This is a genomic window from Halopseudomonas sp. SMJS2 (assembly GCF_029866945.1).
Classification (GTDB): Bacteria; Pseudomonadota; Gammaproteobacteria; order Pseudomonadales; family Pseudomonadaceae; genus Halopseudomonas; species Halopseudomonas bauzanensis.
The window spans coordinates 2851930-2869077 of the sequence record NZ_CP123445.1; the positions used below are offsets into that span (position 1 = coordinate 2851930).

Annotated in this window: 14 protein-coding genes; 6 read left to right on the forward strand and 8 right to left on the reverse strand. The window is 55.7% G+C overall.

Annotated elements, in window-relative coordinates:
- The first annotated feature begins 52 nt into the window (after window positions 1–52).
- Together QAO71_RS13440 and QAO71_RS13445 are read left to right on the forward strand one after the other, a co-directional pair.
- A complete protein-coding gene (locus tag QAO71_RS13440) occupies window positions 53–1036 on the forward strand; it encodes a DNA cytosine methyltransferase (RefSeq protein WP_280164673.1) in 984 nt (327 codons plus the stop codon).
- Window positions 1037–2191 (forward strand): restriction endonuclease, encoded by a 1155-nt coding sequence (locus tag QAO71_RS13445; RefSeq protein WP_280164674.1) that lies wholly within the window; start codon window positions 1037–1039, stop codon window positions 2189–2191. It begins immediately after the preceding gene.
- On the opposite strand, the gene QAO71_RS13450 is transcribed toward QAO71_RS13445, so the two are convergent.
- From QAO71_RS13450 to guaB, 6 genes are all read right to left on the reverse strand, one after another.
- Entirely contained in the window at window positions 2178–2621 is a 444-nt protein-coding gene (locus tag QAO71_RS13450) for a very short patch repair endonuclease (RefSeq protein WP_280164675.1), read from the reverse strand. The two genes, QAO71_RS13445 and QAO71_RS13450, sit on opposite strands and share 14 nt — an antisense overlap.
- A gap of 7 nt (window positions 2622–2628) precedes the next feature.
- On the reverse strand, window positions 2629–3780 hold the full coding sequence (locus QAO71_RS13455; protein ID WP_280164676.1) for a hypothetical protein: 1152 nt from the start codon (window positions 3778–3780) through the stop codon (window positions 2629–2631).
- Window positions 3781–6030, reverse strand: a complete 2250-nt coding sequence (locus tag QAO71_RS13460) for an ATP-binding protein (RefSeq protein WP_280164677.1) — start codon at window positions 6028–6030, stop codon at window positions 3781–3783.
- Entirely contained in the window at window positions 6027–6317 is a 291-nt protein-coding gene (locus tag QAO71_RS13465; protein ID WP_280164678.1) for a helix-turn-helix transcriptional regulator, read from the reverse strand. The genes QAO71_RS13460 and QAO71_RS13465 overlap by 4 nt, the downstream gene beginning before the upstream one ends.
- 459 nt (window positions 6318–6776) lie before the next feature.
- Window positions 6777–8354: a glutamine-hydrolyzing GMP synthase gene (gene guaA / locus QAO71_RS13470; RefSeq protein WP_280164679.1), complete on the reverse strand. Its 1578-nt coding sequence runs from the start codon at window positions 8352–8354 to the stop codon at window positions 6777–6779.
- A gap of 80 nt (window positions 8355–8434) precedes the next feature.
- Window positions 8435–9907, reverse strand: coding sequence for an IMP dehydrogenase (gene guaB, locus QAO71_RS13475; RefSeq protein WP_280164680.1), 1473 nt, complete (start codon window positions 9905–9907; stop codon window positions 8435–8437).
- A gap of 120 nt (window positions 9908–10027) precedes the next feature.
- On the opposite strand from guaB, the gene xseA reads away from it, so the two are divergent.
- The 4 genes from xseA to QAO71_RS13495 all read left to right on the forward strand — a co-directional run bounded on the left by xseA (window position 10028) and on the right by QAO71_RS13495 (window position 15403).
- Complete coding sequence (gene xseA / locus QAO71_RS13480; RefSeq protein ID WP_280164681.1) at window positions 10028–11407, forward strand: exodeoxyribonuclease VII large subunit; 1380 nt, start codon at window positions 10028–10030, stop codon at window positions 11405–11407.
- Between the two features lie 87 nt (window positions 11408–11494).
- Window positions 11495–12769, forward strand: coding sequence for a mechanosensitive ion channel family protein (locus QAO71_RS13485; RefSeq protein WP_036989393.1), 1275 nt, complete (start codon window positions 11495–11497; stop codon window positions 12767–12769).
- 326 nt (window positions 12770–13095) lie between these two features.
- Window positions 13096–14766, forward strand: a complete 1671-nt coding sequence (leuA, locus tag QAO71_RS13490) for a 2-isopropylmalate synthase (RefSeq protein ID WP_136868865.1) — start codon at window positions 13096–13098, stop codon at window positions 14764–14766.
- Between the two features lie 109 nt (window positions 14767–14875).
- On the forward strand, window positions 14876–15403 hold the full coding sequence (locus QAO71_RS13495) for a PadR family transcriptional regulator (RefSeq protein ID WP_280164682.1): 528 nt from the start codon (window positions 14876–14878) through the stop codon (window positions 15401–15403).
- 124 nt (window positions 15404–15527) lie between these two features.
- Here QAO71_RS13495 and QAO71_RS13500 read toward each other — a convergent pair whose 3' ends face one another.
- Together QAO71_RS13500 and QAO71_RS13505 are read right to left on the reverse strand one after the other, a co-directional pair.
- Entirely contained in the window at window positions 15528–16493 is a 966-nt protein-coding gene (locus QAO71_RS13500; protein ID WP_036989388.1) for a nitronate monooxygenase family protein, read from the reverse strand.
- A gap of 38 nt (window positions 16494–16531) precedes the next feature.
- A complete protein-coding gene (locus tag QAO71_RS13505; protein WP_036989386.1) occupies window positions 16532–16972 on the reverse strand; it encodes a nuclear transport factor 2 family protein in 441 nt (146 codons plus the stop codon).
- Between the last annotated feature and the right edge of the window lie 176 nt (window positions 16973–17148).

Consider the following 17148-nt stretch of genomic DNA (forward strand, 5'->3'; position numbering starts at 1 on the left):
ATTAACCTGGTATTATTCCTTAACGATTAAATGGAAGGCATAACAACGATATATGATTACTTTTGTGGACTTATTCTGCGGGGGCGGGCTCGGCGCACGGGGCGCCGTGACTGCTGGCGCCCGACCCATTCTGGCCGTGGACGCCTGGGATATCGCCACAGCTACCTACAAAAGCAACTTTCCCACCGCGGAAATACAGTGCTCACCCATAGAAAACATTGACCCCTGGGAGCTCGCCGACAGCTATCGCCCTGATGTGTTGTTGACGTCCCCTGAATGCACCTCCCACTCAATTGCACGGGGTGCCAAGCCAGGCTGTGAGCAAAGCAAGGAAACCGCCATTGGGATCATCCCCTGGATTGAAGCAATGGAGCCACGCTGGCTAATCGTGGAAAATGTCAATCGCATGAAAAAGTGGGGCAGGCATATCGAGCTGGTCAGCGCTATCGAATCTTATGGTTATACTGTAAATGACCTTTTCCTGAACGCCGCAGATTTCGGAGTAGCCCAGTCCCGCAAGCGGATGTTCCTGATCTGTGATCGGGAGGGAACAGTAATTTCGCGGGAAGATTTAATCTCCCTGCACAAAAGGGGCAGCAAGCCTGCCCGGTCCATCATCGATTGGACCGGGAAATACAAAAGCCGCCCGCTCTACACCGAGAACAGAGCCCAGGCGACTATTGACCGCGCAGAAAGAGCCATCAAGGAACTTGGGCGCAAAAAGGATTTCATCATAGTCTATTACGGCTCCGATTATGCGGGCGGATGGCAGTCGCTTGACGCGCCTCTGCGTACAGTAACCACGCTGGACCGGTTCGGCCTTGTAACCTGGGAAGGAAACACGCCCTACCTCCGCATGCTGCAGCCGCCTGAGTTACTGAAGGCCATGGGTGCAGGTGCCAAGCACCAGCTCCCCCATGGCAGCCGCCGGGATAAGGTCAAGCTGTGCGGCAACGGCGTCTGCTCTCCTGTGATGGAAATGATATTCAAAAAAATCATCCTGATTGAAAGCGAAGAAATGGAGCTCGCCTCCTGAATGAATCTGGCCGAAACTGATTTGATTGTGGATCACATATATGGTGGCTCACGAAATGGGAATGCCTCAGACGATCCGCTGCCCCAATTGCTTGGTGTGGATAACGGTGCGGGTTTCCGCCACCTGGGAAAACGCCCGGGTATAGATACGTTAAAACTGCTGGCTTTAAAATCCAATTTCAACGATCCGGACTGGCCGGACCATCTGGATACAGAAAGCGGTCTATTCACGTACTACGGCGACAACAAGACCGTTCGGGGAATTCATGATACTCCCAGACAGGGGAACCAGATTCTCCGCAACCTGTTCGATGCCCGGCACTCCTCCATCTCTTTCGATCATTTTCCCGTTATCCTGCTTTTTGGGGGAACAGGACAATACCGGGATGTGCGCTTTCTTGGCCTGGCCGTACCCGGCGCCCAAAACCTCGGACCTGACGATGATCTGGTTGCCATCTGGCGGGCCAAAGGCCCTGACAACGCCAGGTTCCAGAACTACAAATCAGTCTTCACCATACTCGACGTACCTGTCATCGCCCGACAGTGGCTCGACGACGTAAAGATTGGAAAAGCAGTGTCCTCTGCCCATGCTCCCAAGCCCTGGCTTGAGTGGTTGTCAGGGCGAAAATACTCACCTCTGTATGCACCGCACAGTATCGACATACGCAGCCGAGAACAACAACTGCCCCAGTCCGTAGAAGATCAAAAAATCCTGACTCTGGTCCACAACAGGTACAGCAAAGATCCGTTTGCATTCGAAGCGGCGGCCGTGGAAATCGCCCGACTGTTCATGCCCAACATTGGGCCGTGTGAGACTACCCGGCCATGGCGTGACGGAGGGCGGGATGCTGTCGGTGCATACCGGATAGGAACAGGCCGAAGCGCTATCGAAGTTGAGTTTGCACTGGAAGCCAAATGTTACGCCCCCAACGGAAAAGGCGTTGGAGTCAAAGAGCTTTCCAGGCTCCTGTCGCGATTGCGGCACCGACAATTTGGAATTCTTGTCACCACCTCCTATCTCGCATCCCAGGCCTATACTGAATTAAAGGAGGACAAACACCCGGTTGTGATTATTGCCGGAGGGGATATCGTCAGTACCCTGAAAGAACGTGTTGGTTCCCTGGAACTAGTTACCAAATGGCTTAACAGTCTTTAAGGCCAAGGCCTTTCCTTTGCATTTGCATTTGCAGAACCTCCACGACTTGAGCAACGGCATCATCCAGCGACTCTTTGATTTCATGCTCCCAAATCCGGACAACCTGCCACCCCTCAGACCTTAAAGACTCATTGTTTTGCTGGTCCCGGGCGACATTACCATTGATCTTGTCCAACCAGAATTGAGCCCGGGTCTTGGGATGTACGAAATGCTCAGGACATTTGTGCCAGAAACAACCATCAACAAAAACCACCGTTCTCAATGACGGAAAAACCAAATCTGGCTTTCCCGGCAACCGGTTACCGATCCGGTATCTGTAACCAAGCCCCCACAGAGCCTTTCGGAGGGCCACTTCCGGCTTTGTGTTCTTGCCCTTGATCTGCGACATGCAGTAAGAGCGTTGCTCGGGAGTTAGCACGTCATTTCGCATGGTTTAGTCAGGGAGTAAACGCCTGATCGATCTTTTCCCAAATGGAATCAAACTCATAATCGGGGGTTCCAATCCTCCCGTAATAGCTGGAAAACAACTGAAGAACTTCTTCCCGATATGGATTGTCCAGTGAGCAAACAACCTCATATTGATCAGCACTACTCCTCGGAAGATTCAGTAGTTCCTGAAAATCAACTATACAGTCCTGAAGAAAAAAAGTTCCGGGCAGGAACCTGAATCGATTACCTTTATTGTTTTTCACAAGGTTTTTGACAGCACCGCTGGCATTGGATAACGCTTGTCGGTTCTTTTTCGTCTGCTTTTCCTCTTCAAGAGCATAAAATTCCCTCGCTTTTTCCTGCCAAGTTTTGTACAACTCATGTTCAGTCAATGGAATAACTCTCGCCAGCAAAACATTTTCTGCTTTTCCCTGCTCAAAATCACAAGCCGGCGTTAGTACCATCCACAACGTACCATCTTCTCTTCTGCGATAAATATCTCCTGGGTTACAGCCATCCTGATCAGGTGGGAACAAATACATTTCAAGCGGGGAAATCAGGTTAATATCGTTTCCAAGCAGTTCCTTAACGCTTCTTTGGGAAAGGCTTTTGGCAAGATTTCTGGCTGTCAGAAGCGCAATATCTGACGTAACATTATCATTCGCCACCTGCTTTAGAACCTCTTCGAGGTTATCCCAAATGTAAGCCCTACTTTGCTCCTCGATATATTGAGCCAAGTGCGGCAAACCAGTAGTCAGAATTGCAGTAACTGCAGTCCTGAGCTCCTCCGGAGGAGCTCCCTTATCAACCACTTTTACCATGTGACTCTGCAGGTGATCCACTTTTGCCGGAAATCCAGTATAGAAAACCACGGGGACAAAACGGGACGATTTAAGAACATCCAGAAGTTGCTCACCACGTTGATCAGACTGATTAGGGTGATCGGATGGATCAGGATCATTACTGTCCTCATGCACATCCAAAAAAATCAAATCAAACCTATTACTCCCAATTAGTGCCATACCTTCATCGAAGGTCGTTGCGACGGAAAATTCGAACGTATTTTCTCCCATTCGCCCCGACAGTATTCGCTCAATCCCTTCGCACATCTCTGGGTCATCATCAACTGAAAGCACTTTCCATTCAGAAGCCACCATCATCTACACCCTTTTTTTCAATATTATTCTGAAAACTGCTCCACCGGATTTTCCTGTATCGAGAAGTTCCACACTGCCGTTATAGTAGTCATGTACAATCTCCCCAACCAAGCAAAGCCCGAGACCATGCCCCTCCGGCTTTCTGGAAAAATAGGGCTCAAATATCTGATCCTTATACTTAGGGTCAATTCCAGGCCCTGTATCAGAAAAGATAATTTCCAGAAATCCAGAAGATTTCCTTTCAACCATTACCCGGATGTTACGTTTTGTTTCCGGCACGGATTTGAGCCAGTACAGGCTATTGGTAATGAGGTTGGTGAATATTTCTGATAACTCTGTTGTATCAATACTTACGAGTGTTTCTGAATCAGGCAGATCAATATTAATCGAGGAGTCTTTTAGCTCCTTTTCGTATAACTGAAAAATGTCCCTAACCAGTTCTTCGATATAGTATTTTCTTGGCCTTCCACGTTTTCGGCCTCCAAAAGGTTCTGCCCTTCTGAAAACATCTCTCAGAACCGAAGATTGCCCCACAATTTTTTCATAACTTTTCTCGAAACTCTTTAATTGTGGCACGTCAGGATTAGTGCCTAGCAGGTCTTCCACCATCTCCTTACCCAGACCAGCCTCAGTCTGAATTTTCGCAAGCGGCTGCCGGCCATCATGAAGAATTTTATCGACTATTCCACCTAAAGTGGCCAACGCATGGTACTGGGACAAAACACCTTGCAGCTTCTTAATTTGGTTTTTCCAATCAGCCTCGGCTTTGTTAATCAGGTCCAGCGTTTCCTTCTTGTTGGTATCACCACGACTAACAGCATCAGTAATCTTATTGAAATCAGGCGGATCAAAGAGACCTTTCTGATCCTCCTGCTCCTTTTGTTCTGGTTTTTTCCTCTTTGATGCATACCTGAGATTCTCCGTCTCATTCAATACGAACTTCATGATATTCTGGAGGTCAGTGTATGCGGCATTGTTATCAAGCCCTTCCCTGTTACTGCGGTCATGCAAATCAGGATTTTTGTCGGCAGTGATGGAGATATATCCGGTTATCTGATTGTTCGAAAGCCGCCTTGTCGGAGCCTGAACACGTCGTATATCCAGTCTGAGCCAGTCGTTGTCGGGCTCGCCATACGGCAACACCCTGAAGCCATCACGGTAGATATTTATTCCTGCTATCGCATCCAGATCTTTCCTGATGCTTCTGATGCCTCCGCCCACTTTCTGGTTCACATTTTCTAGTTCATCACGATCCCAAATGCGCAACTCAAACGTGAAGGGACCGCACTCCACTCCTTTTTGATTTGATGGATCTTCCTGCAGTTCTGGCTTTTGCGTGGACGGATACAATACCCATTCGTTGTCAGAAAAGACTTTGTAAAAATATCCATCGAAATCATGTGGCTGACTTTCCTCTTCAATCTGCACGATAAGCGAATATCTGCCATCCGCCTCTATTTCCCCTCTGACGACATAATGCGGGTACTTGATTATCTCAGGCGGTGTGATTCTGGAGTTGAATTTACTGCGCTCATCCGGAAGATTAAGAAATATGTTGAAATCAGTCTTTGGGTAGAAAGGAGACAGAAGTCTGGACAGCCCCCTTTGCAGATTCTCCAGATCATGCTTTTCCCAGGTATGCTTCAATCTGTTCATTCTTAATACCGTTCCATGGTACGGAACCCGGTATCGCTTTTCCGAGAATTCCTTCAGTCGCCATCCAGGAACTATTTCGGCAGCAGTTTGATCGTCTGCCAGGAAGAGTATTTCATCGAGAAATCGTTCGTCATCATCAAACTGCGTCCAGTCGAAAACCGCATATGATTCAGTATCAGCTTGGTCCTTGGTCCGGGTAAACAGTTCCAGTTCTTCCGCGATCCTCGCCGCAGCAAACCGGCCAATCCCTTTTTCCCCAAGCACTCGCCTGCGTCCGCTCTTGCTTTTCTTATTATCTTTCTTGGTTGATGTTGCGATGATCATCCAGGAATTCCGGATGATATTCATATCCATGCCATGACCGTCATCTATCACTTCAATAGCGCCACTTCCTTCTTTCAGGTCACCGGAAAAAGAGATCAGGACGTTTTCAGCATCAGCGTCGTATGCATTTTTGACAAGTTCTATCAGCGCAACCGTCTCACTGCTAATCAGTTCTTCGCCAAGGGTCTTGAGTATCCGGGCTTTTGGTCGAAGAGCAAACGAACCATCGGTATCGGATGTGTCTTTTTCCCTTTTTCCTAGTGATTTATTCATCGCTTTTCACCTGATAGAAGGCCTTCCAGTTCCTCTCGGGTCTGTTCGAGAATTCGCTCCACGTCCCCCATTTCGCCATCCGCATAAGCAAGTGCCAACAGGGTCAGCGGGTGTACCTGCATCACTTGGCACAGCTCGTTGAGCTTGGGCAGGGTCGGGTTCTTCACGCCCCGCTCCAAAGAACTCAAGTAGGTGCGGCTGGACGCACCGGAAAACGCTTCCTGACTGAGGCCTCGCGCCTTTCTGACGGTCTTCAACGCTTTACCCAGTGAATTTTGTTCTACCATATGACTCGCTGCACCCTATAGGACTACAATCTATAGAGTACATTCTCGCACAAATTACTAGGGATTTGTAATTCGGAGAAGTTCGGTGAAATTAGGTAATAAAGCACAAATGACGATTCACTATTACGTTGATTGCGGTCTCCCATGCTTAAGCGTGTGTTCAATAACCACGAGAAAAGTTATAAGAAGATGGGCGATACCATCCTGTTCTCAGGAATAGCTAGCAAGCGCGGAAATAAGGTAAAGCACTTTGGGTACAGTAAGCTTCCGGATAACTTAAAAACACACGCAGCTCAAGCTGCTCTAATACCATACAAGCATCAATTTGCCCCTCATGGCATCGCCGCTTTCTGCCTTGCTACACGCAACAAATACCATGAGAAATACCATTGATGATTCAGATTATATTATCAATTGGATTTATTTTATTTTTATATTTCAATGGGTTACGAATCAAACCTACTCCCACTCAATCGTCGCCGGCGGCTTGCTGGAGATATCGTAGGTGACCCGTGACACACCGCTGATTTCGTTGATGATGCGGTTGGAAACGGTTTCCAGGAACTCGTAGGGCAGGTGCGCCCAGCGAGCGGTCATGAAGTCGATGGTTTCTACAGCGCGCAGGGCGATGACCCATTCGTAACGACGGGCGTCACCGACCACACCGACCGATCTGACCGGCAGGAATACTGCGAAGGCCTGGCTGGTCTTGTGGTACAGGTCAGCCTTGCGCAGCTCTTCGATGAAGATATGGTCGGCGCGGCGCAGGATGTCGGCGTATTCCTTGCGCACTTCAGCGAGGATACGCACGCCCAGGCCCGGGCCGGGGAACGGGTGACGGTAGACCATGTCGTAGGGCAAGCCCAGTTCCAGACCGATCTTGCGCACCTCGTCCTTGAACAGTTCGCGCAGCGGCTCGACCAGTTCGAAGGCCATGTCTTCCGGCAAGCCGCCAACGTTGTGGTGAGACTTGATCACGTGGGCCTTGCCCGTCTTGGCGCCGGCCGATTCGATCACGTCAGGGTAGATGGTGCCTTGGGCCAGGAACCGGACATCCTGTAGCTTGGTCGCTTCCTCGTCGAATACTTCGATGAAGGTACGGCCGATAACCTTGCGCTTGGCCTCCGGGTCGGTCACGCCGAGCAGGCGGGACAGGAATTTCTCTTCGGCATTGGCGCGAATCACCTTGACGCCCATGTTCTCGGCGAACATGGCCATGACCTGCTCACCTTCGTGCAGTCGCAGCAAGCCGTTGTCGACAAAGACGCAGGTCAACTGATCGCCTATGGCGCGGTGCAGCAGCGCGGCAACCACCGACGAATCGACACCGCCAGACAGACCGAGCAGCACCTTGGCGTCACCCACCTGGGCACGCACGGTGGCGATGGCATCTTCGACGATGTTGGCCGGCGTCCACAGCGCTTCGCAGCCGCACAGCTCGAGAATGAACCGGGACAGGATCCGCAGCCCCTGCTTGGTGTGGGTCACTTCCGGGTGGAACTGTACGCCGTAGAAATGACGAGCGTCGTCACCCATGGCCGCGATGGCGCAGCTCGGCGTACTGGCCAATACCTTGAAACCGTTCGGCAGTTCGATGACCTTGTCGCCATGGCTCATCCAGACGTCCAGGTTCAGCACACCGTCGTCGGCTACCGCATCCTCGATTCCATCGAGGAAACTGCTCTTGCCAACCAGATCAACCCGCGCATAACCGAACTCGCGTTCTTCGGAACCCTGTACCGCACCACCCAGCTGGGCAGCCATGGTCTGCATGCCGTAGCAGATACCCAACACCGGCACCGCCAGCTCGAACACGACCTGTGGCGCGCGTGGGCTGCCGTTTTCGGTCACGGACTCGGGGCCACCGGCCAGGATGATGCCCTTGGGTGCGAACTCGCGGATAGCCGCTTCGTCCATATCCCAGGCATGGATTTCACAGTAAACGCCGATTTCACGTACGCGCCGTGCAATCAATTGAGTGTACTGGGAACCGAAATCCAGGATCAGGATGCGGTGAGCGTGAATGTCATGGGACATGGTGTGTTCTCGATAAAGTAAGAGCTGCGAGTTACAAGCGGCGCCCGGAGACGCCGCTTGTGGCTGATGACTGAACCGGATCAGCTGACCCGGTAATTCGGCGCTTCCTTGGTGATCTGCACGTCGTGCACGTGGGATTCGCTCATGCCAGCCCCGGTGATGCGGACAAATTCGGGCTTGGTGCGCATATCTTCAATGCTGCCGCAACCGGTGTAGCCCATGGAAGCACGCAGCCCCCCCATCAATTGATGCAGAATCGCCGCCAGCGCACCCTTGTAGGGGACGCGGCCTTCGATGCCTTCGGGTACCAACTTCTCGGCACCGGCGCCGGCGTCCTGGAAGTAACGGTCTGCCGAGCCACCGCTGGCATTGGCCATCGCACCCAGCGAACCCATGCCGCGGTAGGCTTTGTAGGAGCGACCCTGGAACAGTTCGACCTCACCCGGGGCCTCTTCGGTACCGGCAAACATCGAGCCCATCATCACTACCGATGCGCCAGCGGCAATGGCCTTGGCCAGGTCACCGGAGAAGCGGATACCGCCATCGGCAATCAGCGGCACACCGGTATCCTTCAGAGCCGCGGCAACGTCGGCAATCGCGGAGATCTGCGGCACGCCAACCCCGGCAACGATGCGGGTGGTGCAGATGGAGCCCGGGCCGATACCCACCTTGACCGCATCGGCGCCAGCGGCAGCCAACGCCAGTGCAGCGGCGCCGGTAGCAATGTTGCCGCCGACCACCTGAATGTCCGGGAACGCCTGCTTGACCCAGCGAACCCGCTCGATCACCCCCTTGGAGTGGCCGTGGGCGGTATCGACGATGATCACGTCGACCCCGGCCTTGGCCAGGGCAGTTACCCGCTCCTCGGTATCAGCGCCCGTGCCAACAGCCGCACCGACTCGCAGCCGGCCCTGCTCATCCTTGCTGGCGAGCGGATAGGCCTTGGCCTTCTCGATGTCGTTGACCGTCATCATGCCTTTCAGGCGGAAAGCATCATCAACGACCAGAACCCGTTCGATGCGATGCTTGTGCAGCAGCTTGCGTACTTCGCCGGTGGACGAGCCTTCCTTGACGGTGACCAGGCGTTCCTTGGGCGTCATCACGTCCCGCACTTTAGCGTCCAGACGGGTCTCGAAACGGATATCACGGGAGGTAACGATGCCGACCAGATCGTCGTTGTACAACACCGGTACACCTGAGATGTTGTTCTGGTGGGTCAAGTCGAACAGGTCGGCTACGGTTGCATCGGCGCCGATGGTAATCGGGTCCTTGACCACGCCGGCCTCGAACTTCTTGACCTTGCGTACTTCGTTGGCCTGCTGCTCGATGGTCATGTTCTTGTGAATGATGCCAATGCCACCTTCCTGAGCCATGGAAATGGCCAGGCGGGCTTCGGTCACGGTGTCCATGGCCGCCGACACCAGCGGAATGCTCAGCTCGATCCCTCGGGTCAGGCGAGTTTTGAGGCAGACATCCTTGGGCAGCACTTCGGAATAACCGGGCACCAGCAGAACATCATCGAAAGTAAGGGCTTCTTGGCGAATACGCAGCATAGCAGGGGCTCCCGAGCGGGAAAAATGGAAGCGCGTCATTATACCCATGCTGCCAGCGGTACTCAATTGGAATCATCACAATGCAGTATTCCGCCGACCGGGAGCTGGTAAGATGCGCACATGAATAATGATGACGCCATTTTCCGACGGTTGGGCACAGAGCGCGAGGTGCTCACCGTCAGCCAACTCAATGCCCGGGCACGCAGCCTGCTGGAAGAGGTTTTTCCGCGAGTCTGGGTGGAAGGCGAGTTGTCGAACCTCGCCCGCCCCTCCTCCGGTCATCTGTACTTCACCCTGAAGGATAGCGGCGCCCAGGTGCGGTGCGCCTTGTTCCGACAGAATGCCGCGCGCATCCGGCTTGATCTGCGCGACGGCCTGCTGGTTCAGGCCCGCGGCCGGGTCAGCCTGTATGAGGGCCGCGGTGATTATCAGATGATCCTCGACAGCCTGGAGCCAGCCGGTGACGGGGCCCTGCGCCAGGCCTTCGAGGCGCTCAAGGCCAAGCTGCAGGGCGAAGGATTGTTTAATGCCGAAGGCAAGCGCCCCATGCCGACTCATCCCACCCGCATCGGTGTGATCACCTCGCCCAGCGGCGCAGCGGTACGGGACATCATCAGCGTATTCGGCCGCCGTGCGCCCTTTATCGAGCTGATCATCAGTCCTACCGCGGTCCAGGGCCGCGAGGCCGCGCCGCAGATTGTTCGCGCGCTGGAGAAAGCTGACCGCGGGGGTTTCGATGCACTGATCCTGGCCCGCGGCGGCGGCTCGCTGGAAGATCTCTGGCCCTTCAATGAAGAGCTGGTCGCCCGCGCCGTTGCCGCCTGCCGTACACCGATCATCAGCGCGGTAGGGCATGAAACCGATGTATCGATCAGTGACTTCGTCGCCGACCTGCGCGCACCCACCCCATCGGCGGCAGCAGAACTGCTGAGCCCTGACACCCAGGCCATGCTGGCCCAGCTGCAGCGCAGCCACCGTCAGCTGCAACAATGCATGAAGGTAAGGTTGGCCCGCGACAACCTGCGCCTGGATAACCTGCGCCGGCGTCTGCGCCATCCCGGCGAGCGCCTGGCGCAGCAGGCCCAGCGGCTGGACGAACTGGAAATGCGCATGCAACGCGCCCTGCACCACCGCCTGCAACACCGCCGCCAGCGCCTGGAGCATCTGCAGGGTCGCTTGCAGCACCAGCATCCCGGCCGGCGCCTGGCGCTGCTCGGCGAACGCCTCGAACAACTGCAGCTGCGCCTGCCGCGCAGCATGCAACAGCGCCTGCAGCAGCATCGCCAGCAGTTGGGTAACGCCGCGCAGACCCTGCAGCTGGTCAGCCCCCTGGCCACCCTGGGCCGCGGTTACAGCATCCTGCTGGACGAGCGCGGCCAGGCAATTCGCAGTCGCAATGAAACCCGCCCCGGCCAGCAGCTGAAGGCGCGGCTCCACGACGGCCAATTGACCCTGCGCGTCGAGGAAGAGCAACCACATACCCTGCCACTGCTGGACTGAGTCGGCACAGCAATCGTCATCCGTCTTTGCTAGGATGGCCGGCGCCGCACCCTGCGGCGCCAAACCCACTCCATAATTGGGAATGTCATGGAATCGCAATACAACGACGTCATCAACTGGCTGGAAGATTATCCCCAGCTCTATACCCTGCTCGCGCTCACCGCCCTGATCCTCGGCGCCTGGATCGCCAACTGGATCGTCAAGCGCATCCTGATCCGCGGCCTCATGCACCTACTGCGCTCCACGCCAGTGGGCAACGACCGAGCGCTACATGATTCCCATGTCATTTCCCGGCTGGCCAATATTGTCCCGGCGCTGATTCTGTCCATCGGTATCGGCGTGATTCCCGGCCTGTCCGAGACGCTGATCACCATCGTGCGCAACGTATGTGGCGCGTTCATCATTCTCACTATCGCCCTGGCTATCGCCAGTGCGCTGACGCTCGTCAACACCATTTACGAACGTCGTCCCAAGGCACGGATGAAGCCCATCAAGGGCTACATTCAGGTGATCAACATTGTCATCTATTCGATCGCCACCATCCTGATCATCGCCACGCTGATCGACCGCTCGCCGCTGATTCTGCTCTCCGGTCTGGGTGCCATGGCAGCCGTGTTGATGTTGATCTTCCAGGACACTTTGCTATCGCTGGTCGCCAGTGTGCAGATCAGCTCCAACGATATCGTGCGGGTGGGCGACTGGGTGGAAATGCCCGCGCTGAGCGCCGATGGTGATGTGATTGATATCTCCCTGCACACCGTCAAGGTGCAGAATTGGGACAAGACCATCACGACCATTCCGACCAAGCGCCTGATCAGCGACCCGTTCAAGAACTGGCGGGGCATGCAGGAGTCCGGCGGTCGGCGCATCAAGCGCAGCCTCATGCTTGATCAGCAGAGCGTGCATTTCCTGGACGATGACGAGTGCCAACATCTGCACCGCTTCCGGTTACTGAGCGATTACCTCAAGGACAAACAGACCGATATCGATGATTGGAACCGCCAGTTGCAGGAACAAGGCCAGGAGCCGGTGAACACGCGTCGAATCACCAATATCGGCACCTTCCGCGCCTATGTTGATCGCTACCTGCGCAGCCACCCAGGCATTCATCAGGAAATGACGCTGATGGTCCGCCAGCTCGCGCCCACACCCGACGGCCTGCCGATGGAACTGTATTGTTTCACCAATACCGTGGCCTGGGTCGCCTATGAGGGAATCCAGTCGGATATCTTCGATCATCTGCTGGCGATCCTTCCGGAATTCGGCTTGCGTGTATTCCAGCATCCGAGCGGCGATGATCTGCGGCACATGAATCTGCCCCAGCGTACTTCCTCGGAGGCTGGCGTCACGTCGCTGGGCTGAGGATCACCGGCGCGCCTGACCGGGCGCGCCGGATTCTGGCGTAGGAAGCGGAAAAACGACACTTCCGAGCAACCAGAAAGCCGAATCCACTCCTGAATCAGCAGAATATTGCTTTTTCTTCGCCCTTATTGCCATCAAACCTACATAGTCGTAAAGTTTTCAGCATGAAAACACCACAAACACTCATCACCCTTCGGCAGCATGCCTGCCTCTGCCTGGTCAGCCGGCGACTGCGTCACTGACGCGCTTTTCCCTGCCCGATGCACTAAGGCCCGCCGTGGTCCCCCACCGCTAGCCCGCCCAGAATACAGAACAGGATTTTCATCATGACCATGCTCACCGATCCGTCCAGCAAGTACCGTCCGTTCACTCCCATCGCGCTGCCTGATCGCACCTGGCCGGACAAGGTCATCAACCAGGCACCGATCTGGCTGTCCACCGACCTGCGCGATGGCAATCAGTCGCTGATCGAACCGATGGATGCGGAAAAGAAGATGCGCTTTTTCAAGTGCCTGGTCGCGATCGGCGTGAAGGAAATCGAAGTCGGCTTCCCATCCGCCTCCCAGACCGATTTCGACTTCGTGCGCGAGTTGATCGAGGGCGGGCATATTCCCGATGACGTCACCATCCAGGTACTGACCCAGGCCCGTGACGATCTGATCGAGCGGACGTTCGAGTCGGTCAAAGGCGCCAAGCAGGCCATCGTGCACTACTACAATGCCTGTGCCCCCGCCTTCCGCAAGATTGTTTTCAATCAGGACAAAGCCGGGGTGAAAGCCATTGCCATCGCCGCGGGCAAAACCATCCGGCGCCTGGCTGAAGCCGCGCCGGAAACCAACTGGGGCTTCGAGTACTCCCCTGAGGTGTTCAGCTCGACCGAGACCGATTTTGCCGTCGAGGTATGCAACGCCGTGATTGGCGTGTTCGAGCCGACCCCACAGCGCAAGCTGATCCTCAACCTGCCCGCGACTATCGAATGCGCTACGCCGAACAACTATGCCGACCAGATCGAGTGGTTCGGTCGGCATATCGACCGGCGTGACAGCGTGCTGATCAGCGTGCATACCCACAATGATCGCGGCACTGGCGTTGCCGCCTCGGAGTTGGCGGTAATGGCCGGCGCTGATCGCGTCGAAGGTTGCCTGTTCGGCAACGGCGAACGCACCGGCAACGTCTGCCTGGTCACCCTGGCGCTGAACCTCTATACCCAGGGCGTCGATCCGCAGCTGGACTTTTCCGATATCGACGCGGTACGCAAGGTAGTCGAGGATTGCAATCAGTTGCCGGTTCACCCGCGCCACCCCTATGCCGGCGACCTGGTGCACACCGCCTTCTCCGGCTCGCACCAGGATGCGATCCGCAAGGGCTTCGCCCAGCAGGACCCGAACGCCGTCTGGGAAGTACCCTACCTGCCGATCGACCCGGCGGATATCGGTCGCAGCTACGAGGCGGTGATCCGCGTCAACAGCCAGTCCGGCAAAGGCGGCATCACCTACCTGCTGGAGCAGGAGTATGGAATCGCCCTGCCGCGGCGCTTGCAGATCGAGTTCAGCCAGGTGGTACAAGGTGAAACCGATCGCCTCGGTCTGGAAATGACCGCCGAGCAGATCCACCAACTGCTGCAGCGCGAATATCTGCAGGCCACCACCCCCTATGCCCTGGTTCGCCACCGGCTGCAGGAAGAGAATGGCACCAGCGCGGTGGATGTCGAGGTAATCAACGCTGGCACTACCCAGCATTGGCGCGGCATTGGCAAAGGCCCGCTGGAGGCATTGGTCGCCGGCCTGCCGGAAGCCGTGGAGATCATCGACTACCATGAACATGCCATCGGCTCGGGCAGCGATGCCAAGGCAGCAGCGTATATCGAGGTCCGCCTGGATAATGGCCGCCCCTTGCACGGTATTGGCATCGATGAAAACCTGACTGCGGCCAGTTTCCGGGCGCTGTTCAGCGCATTGAACCGGGCCAAGCAACAGGCCGCAGCCCAGGCCGCCTGAGTTCGGCATTAGGCGGGATACAAGCCCTTCACCAGTTGGCGGCGAGGCTTACTCCCAAACCGAACCGGCAGGCTTGTGATAGAACGCCAACAGCACCTAGAATCAGCGCATGTCCATTCAACATGCGCTGCTTACCTCACTTCTGGAAAAACCCTCCGCCGGCTACGAGCTGGCTAACCGCTTCGATCATTCGATCGGCTATTTCTGGCAGGCGACCCACCAGCAGATCTACCGAGAGCTGGGACGCATGACCGAGGCTGGCTGGCTGCTGGTCGAGCATAACCCTACCGGTACCGGCCGGCGGAAAAAGATCTATCACGTGCTCGATGCTGGTCGCCAGGAGCTGGCGCGCTGGGTGGGTGACAGCGGGGGCCCGGGCAGAAATGATCAGGCCCTGCTGATCAAGCTGCGCGCCGAAGCGGTCATGGGGCCGCTGGGAGTGGGCAGGGAGTTGCGGCGCCTGGTCGAGCAGCACCAGCAACGCCTGCAAATGTATCGCGATATCGAACAGCGCGACTTTTCCAACCCCACGATGAGCCATGCGCAGAAACTGCAGTATGCCGTCTTGCGCATGGGCATCAAGACTGAAGAAAACTGGTTGGCCTGGGCCAAGGAAACCTTGCCGCTGGTGGAGTGATACCGGCTAACAGCGGCTCCCCGCACTGGTCCGGGAGACAAGCGTCACCGCAGCGGCGTTGAGCCCCGCTCCACCGGTCAAGAGGGAACTCGATCTTCCAGAAGTCCGAGTTCCCTCGATGCAGTTACAGGCTCGACAAGCGTTCGCGGGCGGCCTGGTACTCTGTCCGCAAGCGCTCGATCAGCTCCGCTGCGGGCACCACCTGCTTCACCGCACCAACGCCCTGCCCCGCACCCCATATATCCCGCCAGGCCTTGGCCTTGCTGCTGCCGCCAGAGCCAAAGTTCATTTTCGACGGGTCGGACTCAGGCAGCGCTTCCGGGTCCAGGCCACTGTTGACGATGCTCTTTTTCAGATAGTTGCCATGCACACCGGTAAACAGGTTGGAGTAGGTAATATCCGACGCAGTGCTGTCGACGATCATGTCCTTGTAGGCCTGTTCTGCGTTGGCCTCGGCGGTGGCGATGAACGCCGAGCCGATATAGGCCAGATCCGCGCCCGCTGCCTGGGCGGCAAGGATGGCGTTGCCATTGGAAATAGCCCCGGACAACAGCAGAGGTCCATCGAACCACTCGCGGATCTCGTGAATCAGGGCGAAGGGTGACAGGGTACCAGCATGTCCACCGGCGCCTGCCGCCACGGCGATCAGGCCGTCGGCGCCTTTCTCGATGGCCTTCTTCGCATAGAAGTTGTTGATGACATCATGCAATACGATGCCGCCATAGGAGTGAATGGCCTCGTTCACATCCTCGCGGGCCCCCAGCGACGTGATGATGATCGGCACCTCATACTTCACACACAACGCCAGATCCTGCTCCAGCCGGTCATTGGACTTATGCACGATCTGGTTGACCGCGAAGGGCGCCGCGGGCCGCTCCGGATTCTGGGCATTATATTCAGCCAGCTCGCTGGTAATACGCTGCAGCCATTGCTCGAATACTTCTATCGGACGGGCGTTCAGCGATGGAAAAGCCCCCACCACGCCAGCCTTGCACTGGGCAATGACCAGATCGGGGTTGGAGATGATGAACAATGGCGAGCCGACTACCGGAATGGATAACCGGCCCTTGAGAAGATCAGGTAAAGACATTGTCACTCCACATACAATCAGATTGTTGAAATAAGGGGTCAGGCGCCGGCCTGGCCTTTGAGAATCGCGATATGGGGCGCCATCCGCTTGCCCATTTCCTCGGCCAGCGCCTGCAGGCCGTTGAGCGGACGCACCATGACTTCGAACTCGAGGATCCGGCCCTCAGCATCAAAACGCAGCATATCGATACCCTTGAGCTGCTTGCCCTTGACGGTGGCACTGAACTCCAACACCGCGCTGGTGCCGTCATCGCTGACGAAACTGCGGTGGTAGGTGAAGTTCTCGAACACCTGATTGACGTTCTTCAATACCAATTTGATGGCAGTTTTACCTGGATAAGGTTGATGCGCGACCGGCGAGCGGAACACGATGTCATCGGCCAACCAGGGATCAAGTTCTTCCATGGCATTGCGCTCGAGAATCTCATGCCAGGCGGCCAGTGTGCGCTGCGCTGCGGCGGATAATTGTTGTTCTTGCATGATTGCATTTCCGTGTTTGGCAAAAAGGGCAGCCGCCTGACCGATTGACCAGCATTCAGGTGACCCGTTGGCAGATAACACCGGAATGAAATTAGCAAACTCCAGCCAACCAATGCAACTAGTTGCATATTATGTGGCGCGAATTGGATGCAGCAACCCCATAAACGACAATCCCG

Coding starts and splice junctions, on each gene's coding strand:
- QAO71_RS13500 (WP_036989388.1), bottom strand. CDS start 16,493: ATGTCTTTACCTGATCTTCTCAAGGGCCGGTTATCCATTCCGGTAGTC.
- QAO71_RS13505 (WP_036989386.1), bottom strand. CDS start 16,972: ATGCAAGAACAACAATTATCCGCCGCAGCGCAGCGCACACTGGCCGCC.
- QAO71_RS13450 (WP_280164675.1), bottom strand. CDS start 2,621: ATGCGAAATGACGTGCTAACTCCCGAGCAACGCTCTTACTGCATGTCG.
- xseA (WP_280164681.1), top strand. CDS start 10,028: ATGAATAATGATGACGCCATTTTCCGACGGTTGGGCACAGAGCGCGAG.
- QAO71_RS13485 (WP_036989393.1), top strand. CDS start 11,495: ATGGAATCGCAATACAACGACGTCATCAACTGGCTGGAAGATTATCCC.
- leuA (WP_136868865.1), top strand. CDS start 13,096: ATGACCATGCTCACCGATCCGTCCAGCAAGTACCGTCCGTTCACTCCC.
- QAO71_RS13445 (WP_280164674.1), top strand. CDS start 1,037: ATGAATCTGGCCGAAACTGATTTGATTGTGGATCACATATATGGTGGC.
- QAO71_RS13465 (WP_280164678.1), bottom strand. CDS start 6,317: ATGGTAGAACAAAATTCACTGGGTAAAGCGTTGAAGACCGTCAGAAAG.
- QAO71_RS13460 (WP_280164677.1), bottom strand. CDS start 6,030: ATGAATAAATCACTAGGAAAAAGGGAAAAAGACACATCCGATACCGAT.
- QAO71_RS13440 (WP_280164673.1), top strand. CDS start 53: ATGATTACTTTTGTGGACTTATTCTGCGGGGGCGGGCTCGGCGCACGG.
- guaA (WP_280164679.1), bottom strand. CDS start 8,354: ATGTCCCATGACATTCACGCTCACCGCATCCTGATCCTGGATTTCGGT.
- QAO71_RS13495 (WP_280164682.1), top strand. CDS start 14,876: ATGTCCATTCAACATGCGCTGCTTACCTCACTTCTGGAAAAACCCTCC.
- guaB (WP_280164680.1), bottom strand. CDS start 9,907: ATGCTGCGTATTCGCCAAGAAGCCCTTACTTTCGATGATGTTCTGCTG.
- QAO71_RS13455 (WP_280164676.1), bottom strand. CDS start 3,780: ATGATGGTGGCTTCTGAATGGAAAGTGCTTTCAGTTGATGATGACCCA.